Genomic DNA, 16880 nt, shown 5'->3' with positions numbered 1-16880 from the left:
AGCTAGTTCGCGCCCACGGTGTCCAACACCCAGGCGAACTCGAACGCGACCTCTTTCCACTTCTCGTACCGACCGCTGACACCGCCGTGTCCGGCGCTCATCTCGGTCTTGAGAAGTAGCGGAGCATCACCGGTCTTGGTGGCGCGCAGTTTTGCGACCCACTTGGCCGGCTCCACGTACAGAACACGGGTGTCGTTGATGCTCGTGATCGCAAGAATGGCGGGATAGTCCTTGGCTTCCACGTTCTCGTACGGGCTGTACGAGCGCATGTAGTCGTAGACGTCCTTGTTGTGCAGCGGATCTCCCCATTCGTCCCACTCGATGACCGTCAACGGCAGCGACGGATCGAGAATCGACGTCAACGGGTCGACAAACGGAACGTTGGCGAGAATGCCGGCAAACAGTTCCGGAGCGATGTTGGCGACAGCGCCCATCAGCAATCCACCTGCACTACCGCCGTCGGCAACCATCCGGTCGGCCGACGTGACACCGGTGTCGATCAAATGCTTTGCGCAAGAGACAAAATCGGTGAAGGTGTTCTTCTTGGTGAGCGTCTTGCCGTTTTCGTACCAGTGACGGCCCATCTCGCCGCCGCCGCGCACGTGTGCGACGACGAAGACGACACCGCGATCGAGCAACGACAAGCGGGCAACCGAGAACGACGGGTCGATGCTCGCCTCGTAGGAACCGTAGCCGTACAACAGCAGCGGCGCGGGACCTTGCGGCGCACCTACGCGCCTCACGATCGAGAGCGGAATGCGGGTTCCGTCGTCGGCTACTGCCCAGTCGCGACGCTGCTCGTAGTTACTCGCATCGAAGTCTCCGAGAACGGGCTGCGACTTACGCAGTGCCAGTTCACCACTGGCGACGTAGTAGTCGTACACCTGCCCGGGAGTGATGAATGAGGTGAACCCGAGCCGGATGGTGGGCTGCGCCCATTCCGGGTTGGACCCCATGCCGATGCTGAAGAGTTCTTCGTCGAAGTCGATCTCGTGGCGTTCGCCGTAGCCGTCATCCGTCAACGGCCACACGGCAACCCGAGTGAGCGCCTCGCGTCGGTAGCTCAGGACGAGGTGTCCGGCAAAGGCTTCGGCTTCTTCCAGCCGAACGTCCGCGCTGTGCTCGATCAGCGTCGTCATGTTCATCGGATCCGACACGGGAGCTTCCACCAACACGAAGTTCTCTGCCTTGATGCCGTCGACGACGTCGTTGTGGAGGATCAGGAAGCGGTCCTCTCCCCCGATCACGGCGTGCTCGGCCCCGTACTCGACGCCCTCGCGACGCGGGATGATGACGCGGAAGTCGCCTTCCGGGTTCGCCGATTCCAGCATCCAGCCTTCGCTGGTCACCTTGGAACCGACCCAGATCATCAGGTACTTCTCGCTGCGGGTGGACCCCACCGAAACCCAGTACCGTTCGTCGGGCTCGTGGAACACCGAAACATCTTGACTCTGCGGCGTTCCCAGCTTGTGACGCCACACCGTGTCCGGACGCCAGGAGTCGTCGACCGTCATGTAGAAGACGTGACTGTGGTCGATCGCCCAGGTGGCGCCAGGCGCGGTATCGGGAATCTCGTCGGCGAGCATCTCACCGGTCTCGAGGTTCTTGAACCGCAAGGTGTACCGCTCGTCGCCGACGATGTCCACCGAGTACGCGAGCAACGTGCCGTCCTCGCTGATGGAGAACGCGCCGAGCGAAAAGAACTCGTGCCCTTCGGCTTCGACGTTGCCGTCCATGAGGATCTGCTCGTCGGCCAGCTCGACGCCGGGCGTCAGGTCGGGCGGAGTCCAGTCATCTTCACCGGCGATGGGGCACCGGCACTGGACGGTGTACGACTTGCCTTCCACGCTGCGCGAGTAGTACCACCACTTACCCATGCGCGTGGGCACCGACATGTCGGTTTCCTGCGTCCGCGACTTGATCTCCTGGAAGATCTTCTCGCGCAAGGGCTCGAGCGCGGCCGTCTGCTCGTCGGTGTACGCGTTTTCGGCTTCGAGGTATGCGACTACCTCGGCGTTGTCCTTGTCCCGCAGCCACTCGTAGTCATCGACGAACGTGTGTCCGTGATGGGTACGTTCGGTGGGGACCTTCTTTGCGACCGGCGGGATCAGGCTCATGCGCTGGGACCGACCCAATCGTCGAAGGACAGACCGGAAATACGCTCGTACGCCTCGATGTAGCGTGCCCGGGTCGCGTCGACGATCTCCTGCGGCAACGGCGGCGGTGTCGTGTCCGAGCTACGGTCCCAGCCGGATTCGGGGCTCGTGAGCCAGTCGCGCACGAACTGCTTGTCGAAACTGGGCTGCACCTTGCCCGCTTCGTAGCCTTCGAGAGGCCAGTAGCGCGACGAGTCGGGGGTGAGCACCTCGTCGGCGAGCACGAGGTTTCCAGCGGAGTCGAGACCGAATTCGAGCTTGGTGTCGGCAAGGATGATTCCGCGATCCGCTGCGAAGTTGGAGGCGCGGGCATAGACGTCGAGAGTGTCCTCACGAAGCTGCACTGCCAGCTTCTGGCCGACCTTCTCCACTACCTGATCGAAGCTGATGTTCTCGTCGTGATCCCCGAGAGCCGCCTTGGACGCCGGGGTGAAGATCGGGTCGGGCAGACGGGACGCCTCGACGAGGCCCTCGGGCAACGCGACGCCGCACACTGCGCCGGTGTTGTTGTAGTCGACCAAGCCGGAGCCGGTGAGGAAGCCACGAACGACGCATTCGACGGGAACCATGTCGAGGGAGCGCACCACGAGAGCGCGGCCGAGAACCTCTTCCGGGATACGATCGTCGTCGGGCTCGCCGGCCAGGTGGTTGGTGCCACCGAGGACGTTGAAGAAGAACACGCTCATCGCGGTGAGCACGCGCCCCTTGTCCGGGATCGGTGTGCTGAGCACGTGGTCGTAGGCCGAGATCCGATCACTCGCGACAAGCAGCAGATGCTCGTCGTCGATCGTGTAAAGGTCACGGACCTTGCCACCGGCCAGATGAGTGTAGGAATCAAGTGTAGGACGCACCCGGTCACCCTATCGGGCGTTCGCAGTTCGTACAGAACCCCGGTAGCCGGGACAGGTAAGCGTCCTCGCCGTTCGGAGAGCTGTCCGCCCTGCTCATCCGGATATGCAGGTGGCCCCTCGCCATCAGGCGAGAGGCCACCGTCACAGTCGATGAACTACTGGTTTGCGGGCAGCTTCGACAGGCCCTCGTCGATCGAATCCAGCGTCAGAAGGGCCGTCTGATAGGTCGCGGCCAGCGAATGCTGGACCTGGACGACGTTGCCGGCCTTCACTGCGGGCAATTCCTTCCACAGCTCGGAATTGACCAGCTCCTGCAACTGGGGCGACATCGAGCCGTCGGCATTGAGGCCGTAGACGATCACGTCGACATTTCCGAGATTTTCACCGATCTTCTCGATGGATACCTGTTCGACGTGGATGTCGGCAGGGTCTGCGGGGGTGCCGGGGAACTGCAGTCCGAGTCCGTCGAAGAGATTGGTCGTGTACGAGGACGCGTACTCGCGTGAGAAGGTGCCGGCTTCCGGCTTGCAGACGTTGCACACGCCGCCGAAGGTCAGCGAGCCGAGCTTGTCCTTGTACTTCGCGGCCAGTTCGGCGGTTTTGGCGTCGTAGTCGTCCTTGAACTCGCCGTAGTTGTCGGAGACATTCGCGGCATCGGCGAACTGCTCGCCCAGCACTCGCCAATCAGCAGGAACCGTCGGTCCCAGGAAGACGACGGGAGCGGCCGCCTCGAGCTGCGCCATGTCCAGCTGGCTTTCGACTCGAGCGGGAACACCCATGATGATCAGATCGGGCTCGGCAGCGACGATTCCCTCGTAGTTGAGCTGGGAGACGTTGCCGTCGGGCGCGACCTTCGGCAGAGCTTCGTAAGCGGCCTTGGTCTTGTCGTCCATGTTGCCGAGTTCACGGGTCCACTCACATACTGCTGCCAGGTTCGCTCCCGCCTGAATCAGCGGCAGAACTGCGTATCCGCAGGCCACGATCCGTTGCGGGTCGCTCGGGATCTCGATGGATCCGTTCTGTGCCTCGAAGACACGGGTCTGCGAGCTCGCGGCTGTCGTCGACGATTCGGACGACGCCTCCTCGGAGTTGCTACAGCCGGCGACGCCGACCGCCAGCGCAGCTGCTGCGCCGATCACCACTGCGCGGCGAAACCGCGACAGACCTTGAACCCGCATGTTGAACTCCATCTGAACGCACCGGACTGCTCCGGAATTGATTTGGTGAGGCTAACCAATATCAGGGCACTGGACCTTTACACAAACACAGCTCCCGAGGAATGAACTGCGCCTCCCGAGCCGCCCACGCTCACAGCAGCACGCCTCCCACTGAGAGGGAGCAAAGCAAGATTCCTCTCGAATCGGACACGCGAACTCGCTACCTTGCCTTCGCGATACCTCATCGACTCGCCACTCTCTCCGCTCGACGAAGGGCTCACACATGTCCCGATCCACCCGTACCTGCTCACTACGGTCTGCCGCGGCCATTGCGTTGACCAGTAGCTTTCTCATCACCGGTTTCGGCGCCTCGATCGCGCAGGCCGAACCTGGCCCCTCGGCTCCGCTGTTCGGCTCGCTGGATTTCGGATCCAGCAACCTCGGCAGTTCCGAGCAGACCCCAGATGCGCCGCGGCTGACCGGAATCGACAATTTCCGCGACGTCGCAGGCACCGGCGCCGGATACTCGGGGACTTTCGGCCTGCCCGTGAACAAGGGAGTCTTCTACCGCGCGAACGCGATCACGCCCAAGGGCGATGACATGAGCAATCTCGAAAAGCTGGGACTGACAAAGGTTTACGATCTGCGCACTGAACCCGAGATCGCCAGTAAGCCCGATGTCTTGCCCGACGGGGTTGCGTACGAGAACATTCCGATCCTGTCCGGGAACATCGCCGAGATGATCGCGAAGATCAAGTCCCCCGAGGACTCACGATCGATGATGCAGGACATGAACCGCGCCTTCGTCACCGGAGCGACGGAGCGAGCCGGGTTCGCGCAGTTGCTCACGGGTCTCGCGGAAACCGAAGGTGCACAGGTCTTCCACTGCACCGCAGGCAAAGACCGCACCGGCTGGACGTCGTTTCTGCTGCTGAGTATCGCCGGTGTCGACCGCTCGGTGATCATGAACGACTACTTGCTGACCAACGAGTACACAGCCGAAGGCATGAAGGCCACGCGCGCGGGCATCGCGGCGAGCCTGGGCGAACAGATGGCCGTCAACATGGAGCCTCTGTTGGGTGTCGAGGCAAGCTATCTCGATGCCGGTCTCGCCCAGTTGGACCAGACCTACGGGTCGGTCGATCGGTACCTGACCGAGGGCCTGGGTCTGAGCCCGGCGACTGTCATGACGCTCAAAGCCAAACTGCTGGGCTGAGTGGCACGGATGCCCCGGGTTCGACGAGGGATCGGACCCGGGGCACGTGTACTTCTCTGCCCGTGCCGCGGCGGATGCGCCGCAGCGTCCCGTGCGTCAGCGCGATACGGCGATCACGTTGTTTCGGTACGCCCAGATGACGATCTGCACACGGGTACGCACCTGCAGCTTCTTGCAGATGTTGCTGATGTGCGACTTCACCGTGCTCTGTTCGAGGCTGAGGGAATCTGCGATGTCGTTGTTTCCCAAGCCTTGTGACAGCAACTGCACCACATCCATCTCACGCGCACTGAGACCGTGATCCGATCCGGAGCGCGCCGTGGACATCGGTGCCGGCTTGCGCCTCGCGAACTCCACGATCAGTCTCGACGTCAATCTCGGCGAGAGCACCGAACCACCTTCGGCCACGGTCAACACTGCCGACGAGAGCTCTTCGGGATCGGCGTCTTTGAGCAAGAACCCTGCGGCACCGCTGTCGAGCGCCTCGAAAACGTACTCGTCGAGATCGAACGTGGTGATCACGATGACGCGGGTCCCGGGAAACTCGGCAAGGACCTCCCGAGTCGCAGTCAACCCGTCGCCGTGCGGCATTCGGATATCCATCAGCACGACGTCCGGACGCAGTGCACGCACCTGCTCGTACGCCTCGACTCCCGTCTTGGCATGCCCGACGACGCGAATCTCGGGGTGACCGGAGAGAAACAGCTCGAACCCCTGCCGTACCACCTGCTGGTCGTCTGCAATAAGGACATCGATCATGCGTTGATCCTCCCGTTCACCGGCACCAGTGCCTGCACAGCCCACTCACCTTCCGAATTCGGTCCGGCGTCCAGTTGACCACCCATGAGCGTCGCGCGTTCGCGCATTCCCACAATTCCGAGGTTTTGCCCGTCGGAGGCCGGGCGAGCATTCCCGAGAGTATTGACCACCCGTACCCTCACCGCACCGGCTTCTCGACTCAGACACACCTTGGACTCGCTACCCGGCGCATGGCGAAGGACGTTCGACAACGCCTCCTGCACGATGCGGTAACACGTCAACTGGACTCCGCTGTCCAGGTCGTCGAAGCGGCCGACCTTCTCCAACGAGATCGACGAGATGGTGCGCTTGCAGTCGTCCACCAACTCGTCGATGTCGGAGACCATGGGCGTCGGGAAATCGGGGTCTTCCTCACCCAGACGAAGTATCCCCACGATCTGCCGCAAGCTGTTGAGGGCCCGCTGACCCTGCTCGATGACGCCCCCCCAGAAGGGCTTGTGCTTGTTCGGGATTGCTCGAGAAGAACTTGTCGGCGGCACGAGCCTGGATGATCATGCCGGTCATGTGGTGGGCAGCGACATCGTGCAGTTCACGTGCCATGTCCTGCCGTTCGGCGACAACGGCATTCGCGATCTTGCGTTCGCGGTCCCGGTGCAGATCCGCTACTGCCTGACTGTTCTCCACTGCTTGTTTTCGCAGGCGCGCGACGATCTTTCCCATGGCTGCGACGACCAGAAAACTCGTGACGGTGTTTGCCGCCGGTTCGAGGAACAAGTGAGGCAACTCCCCCACCTGAACCTCGGCGACCGTCAGCCCGTCCCGTTCGGTGAGATACATCGCCAAGATCACGTCCATCGCCATTCCGAGGACCAGCAGTCCGACCAGGCGCATGCCTGTCACTCGGATGGACACTGCCATGATCGCGAACCAGAAAAGCGGCGTGGCCCCCAGCGATCGACTGCCGAGGAAGAGCATCAATCCGCCGGATCCTGCCAACGTCAGGAGGTAGTACGCGATCGGGTACCGCCGGCGCGCACACGCCACAACGGTCAACACCGTCAGGAAACCCATGATGCCGACGACGGTTCCCGGATCGCTCAGCACTCGATTGCTCGTCTCGGGTTCAGTCTTGAGACTGGCGAGACCGAACACCCACGGCACACTCAGCAGGCCGACGATCACGGCCGCCGTGGCCGGGTTGTTCAGGTTGAAACGTCCCCACCCTCGCGATGCCAGGGCTTGCCCCGGGGCATTCTGACCAGCCGAGTCGAACATCCACTCCCCATTCCGCATCCGATGATTGACGTTCATGGTGGCATGCGCGCACCACTTGGTCCCACATTCGGCGAACGTGAAGGGAATGTTCGATTCCCGGCTCCTACCAAAGCACTAGTTGAAGGTGAAAGGCCTAGTACTTATGGCTCAGCTGAACTGCTCGACCAACCGGTTCACCATGTTGGTTGCGCTGTAGTAGTCGAGACGGAAGGTGTCCAGACCCACGGCATAGACGTGGTGATCACGAATTGCCGGATGCTGGGCCAACAGTGGAAGTGCCTCGACCGCCTTCACCGCACCGTCGTCGGCACTGACCAAGATCAGGGTGTTGCCCGCGATACCGTCGTAGAGGTTCTCCGCCGAGACCTGAATGATGTCCTTGCGCTTACCCATGGATTCACTGCTCTTCGCGGACTCGGGAATGTCGGCGACCGTGAAACCCATCGCCGTGAGCAACTTCGCCTGCCCCGACTCGTGCGTCCAGATATTGGCGCCGCTGCCGTCCTCGTAGTAGACCAGCGCAGTGGTCGGCTGCGGGGGAAGTGTGATCTTGGCCTTCGCGGCCTCTACTGCGCTGTCGAACTTCGCGACCGTGGCCGCCGCGTTGTCTTCGAGACCTGTCGCCTTACCCAGCACAGCGGCGACTTCCTGCCAACTACTTCCGCCGTAGTCCACCACGATTGTCGGCGCGATGGCCGTGAACTGTTCGTACAGATCGACGACGGAGTCACCTCCAGTTGCCGAGACGACGATCAGGTCCGGGTTCTGCGCCAGAACGGATTCCGCGTTCGCACCGCCCATCGGCAACACTGCAAGTCCGCGTTCTTCTGCTATGTCGCCCCACTGTGTGAACAACCCCTGCGCATCCGAGACGTCGGTGTTCGGTCCCGTCGATGCGGTAGCCACCACCGGAGCGTCGATCGACAACAGCGTGCCCGTCAGCGTCACACTGGTCGAGACGATCCTCTCCGGCTTCGACGTGATCTCCACCGGCCCCTTCGGCGTTTCCACGGTACGCGGCCAATTACCCTGCGATGCAGCTGAGTCAGCATCGGAATCGGCATCCGCAGAACTACAACCGGCGAGGGCGAACCCTGCTACCAAGACTGCGGAGAGCACCTTCAGGGTGCGTGATTTTTTCATTGTGACGCCCACTGGCGGACCACTCCTCGAATTCAAAAGCCCATCAAATTAGGTTAGGCTGTGCTCATGCTAACTCAGGCGGTGACCGAATTGTCCGCTACCCTCGCGGCCTCGCCCGACATCGAGACGTCCTGGAATCGGATAGTGCAACAAGGAACGCCGATCATCGAAAGCGTTGATACACAGACTGTTCGAGTTACGTTCCTCTGGCGTCAGCCCGAGGAGACCGAGGTCGAGCGCGTTTACCTGGATGCAAATTCGCTGACCGACCATCACGCAGAACAACTCAGCGTGATGCAGCGACTCGGCGACAGTCCGGTGTGGTTCTACACCGCCGAAGTCTCGAACACCTGGCGTAGCAGTTACAGCATCATCCCGGTACCGAAGTCCGTAGTCGACGAGTTCGACTATCCGGGAGCAGGCAAGGAAGACTCGACCCGCCGCACACGCTGGTTGGGGTTGCTCGAGCACCGAATTGCCGACCCACTCAATCCGCTTTCCGCAGGTGTGGACACAAGGCGTTCCGTCGCCGAGATGCCCTTGGCGCCGGTCCAGTTCGGTTGGGATGCTCCAGTTTTCAGGAAGTCGGTACAGCTCACCTGGGCTAGTTCGACTTTGGACGTCGAGCGGCCGGTGTGGATCTACGAGACCGTGGACGACGGATTGACACCGCTCGAAGAACGGCCGCTCGTGATACTTCTCGACGGGCGTCACTGGGCCGAGGTCATGCCGGCAGGCGCCGCCTTCGATCGTGCGGTCCAGACCGGCAAACTGAAATCCTGCGTTCTGCTGGCCATCGATTCCGTTGACAATCAACGCCGTTCGCAGGAATTGCCGTGCAACCGCGACTACTGGAGTGCAGTCGTCGACGAACTGCTTCCGCAGGTGCGCGCCGTCACACCTTTCTCGTCTGATCGAACGCGAACGGTGGTCTCGGGGCAGAGCTTCGGCGGCCTGGCTTCGATGTTCGCAGCACTCGAATTCCCCGAACACTTCGCGCTGGTCGCCAGCGGGTCCGGTTCGTTCTGGTGGCCAACCGGCTTGAAGCGCGGGGAAGACGGCCCGCCGGGTGGAGACATAGCCGCACGCATCGAGCGCGACGGCGTACCGGACGGATTACGCGTTGTCCTCGAAGTAGGTAAGCACGAGTCCGACATGGTCGGGCACAGCGCAGCGGTCGCACAGGCGCTGGAGGCCGCAGGAGCGCAAGTGTCGTGTCGGATCTTCGACGGCGGCCACGACTGGTTGTGCTGGCGCAGTGTCCTTCTGGACTCCGTTGTCGAACTGATCGGCAGTCCGTGAGACAGACCACGCTCTAGGCCGGCTCGATGTCACCAAGCTTCCAAGTCCGATCGAAATACGGTTCGAGCGGTCCGTAGAAGCGGAAGTACGAGAACCAGTGCTGACCCGCAATGGTCTGAACCCAATTGGGTTCCTTCCCTACCGGAGCTGTAGGTCCGTAGTAAAGATCCACCGAACCGTCCTCGTTGACAACAAGATCGGGATCTCGCGAGCCACGGTCACCTCGGCCCTGCTCGTTGTCGACAAGGCAGCGTGTGTCGACCGAGTAGACCGTCGCGGACCAGAACAACTTTGCCGGGACATCGGCGGGTACGTGGAGTGTGTAACTCTTTGCTCCGTCCAACCAGTGGCCCTCGGCGTCGGCGTAGCTACCCAGATATGCCTGCCCAAGTCCGGGCGTCGTACTCTTCATCGCCTCGGAGAAGGTGACCGCCTCGTAGAACCACGACGCGCGTTCGTAGAACTCGTCGTAGTTGTCCCCTCGCTGAGCTGAGTTGTCCAGGACAATCGCCAAGTCCCACTGGCGATCCGGCCAGTAGCGCGAACCGGGGAAGCGTTTGACGAACGCATTCGCCTGGGCGAACACCTCCCCCACTTCGACGGCCCGTTGCAAGATCTTTCTCGCTCGATCATCCGGGGCGAATGGCTTGCCCTTCTCAATCCCCAGCTGCCGAAGCCACGCCATCGGGAAGCGGTCGCGCTCTTCGACAGGTTCGTCCTGCACGATGTCGTGCAGGAGTTCCCAGTATCGAAGGTCTCGCGGCTGAATTCCGCTCCAGGGCTTGCCGTCCGGTGAGACCAGACGCGTCGGAGTCGGATTCTCACGATCGGAGTACGGGTACACCCGGACGGCGTCGACCAACGCGTCCGAGCGCGCCGGGTCGGGATCGAGCGTGCGGAAGCCGAACATGATGTGCATCATCGGGGAGTGGACAACGGTGTAATCACCTGTGTCCTCGGCACTCTGGCCTGGGCCGACTACCAGGGTCTTGCCACCCTTGCCTGCATCGGGGCCCATCTCACCGAGCACCGCGAATTCTCGTTGCCAGAAATCTGCGATGCCCCCGGCGGTCGGCCCTGGCGGCAATTCGATCACCAACGGCCCCGTTGCACCGAGATCGAAAAAGTTCAAGATGTACGGAGTCGTCGCGTTGGCGGTGATCAGGCCTAGTCGGTCACGATATGAGCGGTAGACGACGATATCGGAGGCAGTTGCTCCGAAGATGTTGGTATGCACGTCCATCCACTGAGCCCAGGACACGATGGGTATGGCCCACAAGTACGCCTGCACTGCTGTTTGGAAGTCGAGCTCGTCGAAGACCGTTGCGATGGTTTCGCGAGCGGGAAGCTCTCCGTCCCTCGGGACAAGTCCGCAGGAATACGTCAGTTCGATGTCGGCCATACCCAGATGGTGCTGGGAGAAACCTCGGCGCGAATCACCCACACCGGGTGAACCTCTAGTTCAGTGCGCCTCGAATGACGGCAGCCGTGCTGTCGAGGATTGTCCGATTGGGCGTGCGAGGTAGGGCGCGCAGGCCGAAGCCGTCGCCGCGATTTCGCGGAATGACATGCAGATGAACATGGAAGACTTCCTGCCCCGCAACAGCTCCGTCGGAGAGGTGCAGATTCACTCCGTCGACGGGAAGAGATCCGGTACGCATCGCCGCGGCGATCTTCTGCGCGACGGCGAAGATCCTGGCACCGTCGTCGGGATCGAGCGTGGACAATCCACTGGCGTGGCGCTTCGGCACGACCAGGAGATGGCCGGATGTGAACGGCCGAATATCCATGAAGGCAAGGACATTCGCGTCGTCGTAGACGACGCTGGCCTCGGCCTCACCGGCGATGATGGAACAGAAGATGCAGTCCATGGTCTCCGGCCCCTGTGCGCCTTTTCGGTAGTGGTGACCACCGAAAAGGCGCACGGGGCGTAGCCCTTACAGAATCGGCGACGGCGCGTACGCCGCAGCTTCGGGGTTGGCGTCGACAAGTTTCTGCACCTCGGCGACAACGGCATCGACCTGAGCCGAAGCGGCACCGACAAAAGCAGCCTTGTCGGCCAGGGCCTCGTCGAGTGCAACGCGGTCGAGCGGCAAACGGTCGTCGGCGGCAAGGCGATCGAGCAGGTCGGGCTCCTTGCCCTCTTCACGCATCGCCAGCGCAACTGCGACGGCATTCTCCTTGATCGCCTCGTGTGCGGTCTCGCGTCCGACGCCGGCGCGGACGGCGGCCATGAGCACGCGCGTCGTGGCGAGGAACGGCAGATACCTGGTCAGTTCCTTCTCGATGACGGCCGGGTACGCGCCCATCTCGATCAGCACGGTCAGGAAGGTCTCGAACATGCCGTCGATCGCGAAGAACGCGTCCGGGAGCGCGACGCGGCGCACAACGGAGCAGAAGACGTCGCCCTCGTTCCACTGTGCACCCGCAAGCTCGGCTGCCATGGAGCCGTATCCGCGCAGGATCACCTGAAGTCCGTTGACTCGCTCGCACGAGCGGGTGTTCATCTTGTGCGGCATCGCCGAGCTGCCGACCTGGCCGGGCTGGAAGCCTTCGGTGACCAGCTCGTGGCCGGCCATCAGGCGGATCGTGTGTGCAAACGACGACGGGCCCGCGCCGACCTGAACGAGCGCGGAGATGACGTCGTGGTCGAGGGAACGCGGGTACACCTGGCCGACGCTGGTCAACACGTGAGCGAATCCGAGGTGCTCCGCAACCTTCGCTTCGAGCTGCTCGAGTTTGGCCGCATCGCCGTCGAGGAGGTCGAGCATGTCCTGAGCGGTCCCCATCGGGCCCTTGATCCCACGAAGCGGGTACCGGTCGATCAGCTGGCGCAGACGCGTCAGTGCAACCAGCAGCTCGTCGGCGGCCGAAGCGAAACGCTTGCCCAAGGTGGTGGCCTGAGCTGCGACGTTGTGCGAGCGGCCGGCCATAACGATGGACGAGTACTCGGCAGCGCGCTCACCCAGACGGGCGGCGACGGCGATGCCGTGGTTGTAGACGTGTTCGAGAGAACGCACGATCTGCAGCTGCTCGACGTTCTCGGTGAGGTCGCGGCTGGTCATGCCCTTGTGGACCTGCTCGTGCCCGGCAAGTGCGTTGAATTCCTCGATGCGTGCCTTCACGTCGTGGCGGGTGACCCGCTCGCGGTCCGCGATGGACTCGAGGTCGACGTTGTCGATGACACGCTCGTAGTCGTCGATGGCGTCGGCCGGAATGTCGATGCCCAGCTCTGCCTGCGCACGCAACACCGCCACCCACAATTGACGCTCGAGCACGATCTTGTACTCGGGAGACCACAGAGCAACGAGCTCCGGGCTGGCGTAGCGGTTGGCAAGGACATTCGGGATGCGGCTCACGAGGCCTCAGTCTAACGGTGGCCGAGCAGTGCCGTTACCCCCGATAGGAGACCGAGCTAGACCGGCGGCGCCATCACGTCGATCGATTCCAAGAGCATTCCCCTGGCCAACCCCCGTGGGTCCGGGTCGTACTCCCCCAGAGCCGTGATCATCGCACCGTCGACCATCGCGACAAGACGGCGCAATTGCCCCTCGGGAGCCGACCGGCCCGAGCGTCGAAGCGCATCGGTCAACAGGTCGTCGAGCTGGGCTCGTAGGCGCAACTGCACGTCACGAAGTGCGGGATGACGGGCACATGCCACAAATCGTTCGTAGCGCGAGATCAAACGCTCGCGGCTCTCCGGCCGCTTCTCTTCGTCTCCGAGCAGCAGCTCGACCAACAGTTCGACGGTTGATTCCGCGCCCCGCCGACGTTGGGTCACCGCAGCCACTCTGGCGCGCATCGCTTCCATGTCGGCGTTGCCGTTGAGCTCGACGGCACACGCGATCAGATCGTCGAGTGAGTCGAAGTAATAGGTCGTCGAAGCCAGTGGAAGGTCAGCTCTGGTTGCCACCGCTCGGTGACGAACGGCGTCGAACCCGCCCTCCAGCAAAAGTTCAGCAGCGGACGCCACCAGAGCTTGGCGACGTCGTTCGCCCTTGGGCGTAGCTGCAGAAGACACCACGACATCGTGCCAGCAGAGGGCACCTCCGCATGGCGAAACAGCTCGAAGACCCTGCTGTTTGTTACCCGAGCCACTTCTCGAGGCGGGCCAGTGCCTCCTGGATGTCTGCTGTCGCACCCGCGAACGAGAGTCTGACCATCCGGTTTCCGTGGACGGTGTCGAAATCGATTCCGGGTGCCAGCGCGACCCCGGTATCTGTCAGCAACCGGGCACACCACGCGGTGGCGCCCTCGTCGCCACACAGATGGCCGATGTCCGCGTAGACGTAGAACGCACCGTCGGCGGGAGCCAACTCGGTGATGCCCAGTTTCGGCAACCCGGTCAACAACAGTTCACGATTGACGGCGTACCGCTGAACGTGCCCGTCCAACTCGACCTTCGCCTCGTCCGAGAACGCCTCGACGGCGGCGTACTGAGAGATCGCGGGCGGACACACGGTCATGTTCGACGCGAGTCTCTGCAGCGGGCGCCGAAGATAGGTCGGCACCAACATCCACCCGAGTCGCCAACCCGTCATCGAGAAGTACTTGGACACCGAGCCGATCACGACGGATTCGCGTGAGGTCTCCCAGGCGCTCGACGTGTGCTGATCGCCGTATCCGATGCCGTGGTAGATCTCGTCCGAGATCAGAAGAGTTCCGTGCTGCTCGCACCACGTCGCCAATGCAGCGAGCTCCTCGGGCGAGATCACCGTGCCCGTGGGATTTGCCGGGCTCGCGACGATCAGACCGGCAGGCGGCGACGGCAAAGCCTCGAGCATTTCCACTGTCGGCTGGTATCGAGTTGCCGGCCCGCAGTCGAGTTCGACGACGTTGCAGCCGAGAGCGGCAAGGGTATTGCGGTACGCGGGATATCCGGGTCGAGCAACCACCACGGTGTCGCCCTCGTCGAACGCGGCCAGGAAGAGCAAGGTGAACGCCCCGGACGAACCGGTCGTCACCACCACGTCTTCGGCGTCGACGGCGATTCCCGATCGCTCGCTGTGGTAGCGCGCAATAGCCTCGCGTAGCTGCAGGATCCCGAAAGTCTCGGTATACCCGAGTAGTTCGGTGCCCAGAATCTCTCGCGTCGCACGTAGCACCGGTGCCGGCGCGGGCGTCGACGGTTGACCTGCCGCCAAGGTCAGGACGTCACCATGTGTCCGCTGACGTTCGGTCGCGGCCTTCCATACATCCATGACATGGAACGTCTGGATATCTGATCGACGAGATTCTGAGCGCACACTCCGACGGTAGTCGAACCGTGGTGCGGCAAGAAACGACGGCCACCCATTGTGACGATCCGACAGATTCAGGCGCTCAGCATGAGTCGATTCAACGAGACCTGGGCCACGTCCCTCGCGCAACATTGATCAACGACTTCCTTCGATCAAAAGGTGCATCAGATGAAAGCTCGCTCAGTGCCCACTGCGGCTCTGGTCACGATCGGCGTTCTCACGGTTGCCTCGTGCGGAAGCACCTCTGATCCTGGCGGCAATTCTTCCGGCGACTACGCGAAGGACGGCAGTTTCACCACGATCGTGAACACCGATCCCGGCAACCTTCATCCCCTGATCACCAATCTGACTGCCACGCAGGCGATCAACAGCTATACGAACGACTCGTTGTTGGCCATCGACCCCAAAACCCGCGCAGCGGGCTCGTATCTGGCCGAAAAATGGAGCGAGAACGGAACTTCGCTGAACTTCACCCTCAAAAAGGGGATCACGTGTGAAGACGGCACGACCTTCACTGCCCAGACAGCGGCAAACAACATCAACTGGGTCGTCGACACGACCAACGGCTCGCCGTGGTTGGGAGCATCCGTACCCGAAACTGCGGTAGCAACCGCTGATGGTGACGAGCTCACGATCAAGACAACGGAACCCGCGCCCTTCCTCCTCGAGCGCATCGGCGCTCTCAAGATGGCGTGCCAGGCAGCCCTCGACGACCCTGCCAGTGTTCGAGGCAGCAGCAACGGAACCGGACTGTTCAAGATCACCGAAGTAGTGGCCAACGATCACGTCACGCTCGAACGCCGCGACGGATACAACTGGGGGCCGAACGGCGAAACCACGTCGGACACGCTCGGAGTGCCCAAGACGGTCACGATCAAGGTCGTGACCGACGCCGCGACGACGGCGAATCTCGTCCTCACCGGAACGGTCAACGCGGCCCCGGTTGCCGGCGCGGATATCGAACGTGTGGAAGCTTCAGGCCTCGAGTCGATGACGTCCAACACCCTGAGCGGACAGTTCATCTTCAACCACAATGCGGCTCTCCCCACCAAGGACGAAGCCGTACGCACCGCACTCGTGCAAGCGATCGATCTCGACGATTACACGGACATCAACACCGGTGGCAAAGGCTCACGAGCTACGGCACTGGCAGTAGTCGATCCGCGGGCGTGTGACTTCGACAGCGTCACCGGTGTAGTTCCGAAGTTCGACATGGCCGCTGCGAAAAAGACTCTTGCGGACGCCGGTTGGAAACCCGGATCCGACGGTGTCCTGACCAAGGACGGTCAAGCGCTGCAATTGACGGTCATCTTTGCCAACTACCGCGACACCACCTCTGCAGCAGCAGAATACGCGATGAAGCAGTGGCAGGAGCTCGGCGCGAAGGTAGAGCTTCGTGGTGGTGACAACAACTTCATCATTTCCAACACATTCGCAGCGAAAGACCTGACGTCATGGTCGATCTCGATCGGACTGACCGTCCAGAGCGATACCCCCAGCATCTTCGTTCCGTACTTCGCCGGCCCCACCCCACCGTCGGGTGTCAACTTCGCATCGATCGACAATCAAAAGTACGCCGAACTGGCGGCGAAGGCCTCGGTTCTGCCCGGGCAGGAATCCTGCTCGGTGTGGAAGGAAGCGGAACAAGCACTGTTCACCTCGTCCGACGTCATTCCGGTGTCCACGTCGCCGAACTTCATGTTCTTCAACGGCGCAACGGCCCTGTATGCACCAGTTGGCGGCACCCTGGCCGGCCCTGGCGTTCGCGTTCTGAAATAAGC

Annotated in this window: 15 protein-coding genes; 3 read left to right on the top strand and 12 right to left on the bottom strand. The window is 62.2% G+C overall.

Translation table 11 applies throughout. The features are described 5' to 3' along the window. Window positions 1–2 precede the first annotated feature (2 nt). The 3 genes from GN300_RS16005 to GN300_RS15995 form a co-directional block, all read right to left on the bottom strand. Entirely contained in the window at window positions 3–2117 is a 2115-nt protein-coding gene (locus GN300_RS16005) for a S9 family peptidase (protein WP_063314976.1), read from the bottom strand. Continuing rightward, on the bottom strand, window positions 2114–3007 hold the full coding sequence (locus tag GN300_RS16000) for a phosphoribosylaminoimidazolesuccinocarboxamide synthase (RefSeq protein ID WP_003945463.1): 894 nt from the start codon (window positions 3005–3007) through the stop codon (window positions 2114–2116). Before GN300_RS16000 ends, GN300_RS16005 begins: the two co-directional genes overlap by 4 nt. A 155-nt stretch (window positions 3008–3162) precedes the next feature. Then, complete coding sequence (locus GN300_RS15995; RefSeq protein WP_082845674.1) at window positions 3163–4197, bottom strand: ABC transporter substrate-binding protein; 1035 nt, start codon at window positions 4195–4197, stop codon at window positions 3163–3165. A 250-nt stretch (window positions 4198–4447) separates the two neighbouring features. On the opposite strand from GN300_RS15995, the gene GN300_RS15990 reads away from it, so the two are divergent. Then, window positions 4448–5380 carry a tyrosine-protein phosphatase gene (locus tag GN300_RS15990; RefSeq protein WP_007734429.1) on the top strand — a complete coding sequence of 311 codons (933 nt, stop codon included), beginning with the start codon at window positions 4448–4450 and terminating at the stop codon, window positions 5378–5380. Between the two features lie 96 nt (window positions 5381–5476). Here GN300_RS15990 and GN300_RS15985 read toward each other — a convergent pair whose 3' ends face one another. The 4 genes from GN300_RS15985 to fepB all read right to left on the bottom strand — a co-directional run bounded on the left by GN300_RS15985 (window position 5477) and on the right by fepB (window position 8557). Beyond that, window positions 5477–6139, bottom strand: coding sequence for a response regulator transcription factor (locus GN300_RS15985; protein ID WP_003945911.1), 663 nt, complete (start codon window positions 6137–6139; stop codon window positions 5477–5479). Beyond that, window positions 6136–6573 carry a sensor histidine kinase gene (locus tag GN300_RS15980; protein WP_233405654.1) on the bottom strand — a complete coding sequence of 146 codons (438 nt, stop codon included), beginning with the start codon at window positions 6571–6573 and terminating at the stop codon, window positions 6136–6138. The genes GN300_RS15985 and GN300_RS15980 overlap by 4 nt, the downstream gene beginning before the upstream one ends. Next, window positions 6551–7414, bottom strand: a complete 864-nt coding sequence (locus GN300_RS15975; RefSeq protein ID WP_233405653.1) for a histidine kinase — start codon at window positions 7412–7414, stop codon at window positions 6551–6553. Before GN300_RS15975 ends, GN300_RS15980 begins: the two co-directional genes overlap by 23 nt. Window positions 7415–7561: 147 nt before the next feature. Continuing rightward, the gene (fepB, locus tag GN300_RS15970) at window positions 7562–8557 is read right to left on the bottom strand and encodes a Fe2+-enterobactin ABC transporter substrate-binding protein (RefSeq protein WP_039973419.1); all 996 of its coding nucleotides are present in this window, start codon (window positions 8555–8557) and stop codon (window positions 7562–7564) included. A gap of 66 nt (window positions 8558–8623) precedes the next feature. On the opposite strand from fepB, the gene fes reads away from it, so the two are divergent. Then, window positions 8624–9859 carry an enterochelin esterase gene (fes, locus tag GN300_RS15965; RefSeq protein WP_003945472.1) on the top strand — a complete coding sequence of 412 codons (1236 nt, stop codon included), beginning with the start codon at window positions 8624–8626 and terminating at the stop codon, window positions 9857–9859. Between the two features lie 13 nt (window positions 9860–9872). Here fes and GN300_RS15960 read toward each other — a convergent pair whose 3' ends face one another. The 5 genes from GN300_RS15960 to GN300_RS15940 form a co-directional block, all read right to left on the bottom strand. Beyond that, window positions 9873–11261: a DUF1254 domain-containing protein gene (locus GN300_RS15960; RefSeq protein ID WP_063315148.1), complete on the bottom strand. Its 1389-nt coding sequence runs from the start codon at window positions 11259–11261 to the stop codon at window positions 9873–9875. A gap of 55 nt (window positions 11262–11316) precedes the next feature. Further along, window positions 11317–11730 carry an HIT family protein gene (locus tag GN300_RS15955; protein ID WP_042920316.1) on the bottom strand — a complete coding sequence of 138 codons (414 nt, stop codon included), beginning with the start codon at window positions 11728–11730 and terminating at the stop codon, window positions 11317–11319. A 66-nt stretch (window positions 11731–11796) separates the two neighbouring features. After that, window positions 11797–13218: an adenylosuccinate lyase gene (gene purB, locus GN300_RS15950; protein WP_003945775.1), complete on the bottom strand. Its 1422-nt coding sequence runs from the start codon at window positions 13216–13218 to the stop codon at window positions 11797–11799. Between the two features lie 56 nt (window positions 13219–13274). Further along, window positions 13275–13880, bottom strand: a complete 606-nt coding sequence (locus tag GN300_RS15945; protein WP_003945736.1) for a TetR/AcrR family transcriptional regulator — start codon at window positions 13878–13880, stop codon at window positions 13275–13277. A gap of 64 nt (window positions 13881–13944) precedes the next feature. Next, window positions 13945–15105 (bottom strand): pyridoxal phosphate-dependent aminotransferase, encoded by a 1161-nt coding sequence (locus GN300_RS15940; RefSeq protein WP_037132442.1) that lies wholly within the window; start codon window positions 15103–15105, stop codon window positions 13945–13947. Between the two features lie 162 nt (window positions 15106–15267). Here GN300_RS15940 and GN300_RS15935 point away from each other — a divergent pair, with 162 nt between their 5' ends. Continuing rightward, the gene (locus GN300_RS15935) at window positions 15268–16878 is read left to right on the top strand and encodes an ABC transporter substrate-binding protein (protein ID WP_063314977.1); all 1611 of its coding nucleotides are present in this window, start codon (window positions 15268–15270) and stop codon (window positions 16876–16878) included. Window positions 16879–16880: the final 2 nt, after the last annotated feature.

Origin of the sequence: Rhodococcus sp. Ni2, from assembly GCF_021352185.1 — a bacterium.
In the GTDB taxonomy this organism is placed as follows: Bacteria; Actinomycetota; Actinomycetes; order Mycobacteriales; family Mycobacteriaceae; genus Rhodococcus_F; species Rhodococcus_F qingshengii.
The sequence above is the reverse complement of the archived record's forward strand: the minus strand, read 5'-3'. Positions and strand labels throughout refer to the sequence as shown.

What these genes read in the sequence shown, in the direction of transcription:
- fepB (WP_039973419.1), bottom strand. Translation starts at nt 8,557, where the DNA reads ATGAAAAAATCACGCACCCTGAAGGTGCTCTCCGCAGTCTTGGTAGCA.
- fes (WP_003945472.1), top strand. Translation starts at nt 8,624, where the DNA reads ATGCTAACTCAGGCGGTGACCGAATTGTCCGCTACCCTCGCGGCCTCG.
- GN300_RS15960 (WP_063315148.1), bottom strand. Translation starts at nt 11,261, where the DNA reads ATGGCCGACATCGAACTGACGTATTCCTGCGGACTTGTCCCGAGGGAC.
- GN300_RS15985 (WP_003945911.1), bottom strand. Translation starts at nt 6,139, where the DNA reads ATGATCGATGTCCTTATTGCAGACGACCAGCAGGTGGTACGGCAGGGG.
- GN300_RS16005 (WP_063314976.1), bottom strand. Translation starts at nt 2,117, where the DNA reads ATGAGCCTGATCCCGCCGGTCGCAAAGAAGGTCCCCACCGAACGTACC.
- GN300_RS15990 (WP_007734429.1), top strand. Translation starts at nt 4,448, where the DNA reads ATGTCCCGATCCACCCGTACCTGCTCACTACGGTCTGCCGCGGCCATT.
- GN300_RS15935 (WP_063314977.1), top strand. Translation starts at nt 15,268, where the DNA reads ATGAAAGCTCGCTCAGTGCCCACTGCGGCTCTGGTCACGATCGGCGTT.
- GN300_RS15995 (WP_082845674.1), bottom strand. Translation starts at nt 4,197, where the DNA reads ATGGAGTTCAACATGCGGGTTCAAGGTCTGTCGCGGTTTCGCCGCGCA.
- GN300_RS15975 (WP_233405653.1), bottom strand. Translation starts at nt 7,414, where the DNA reads ATGTTCGACTCGGCTGGTCAGAATGCCCCGGGGCAAGCCCTGGCATCG.
- GN300_RS15955 (WP_042920316.1), bottom strand. Translation starts at nt 11,730, where the DNA reads ATGGACTGCATCTTCTGTTCCATCATCGCCGGTGAGGCCGAGGCCAGC.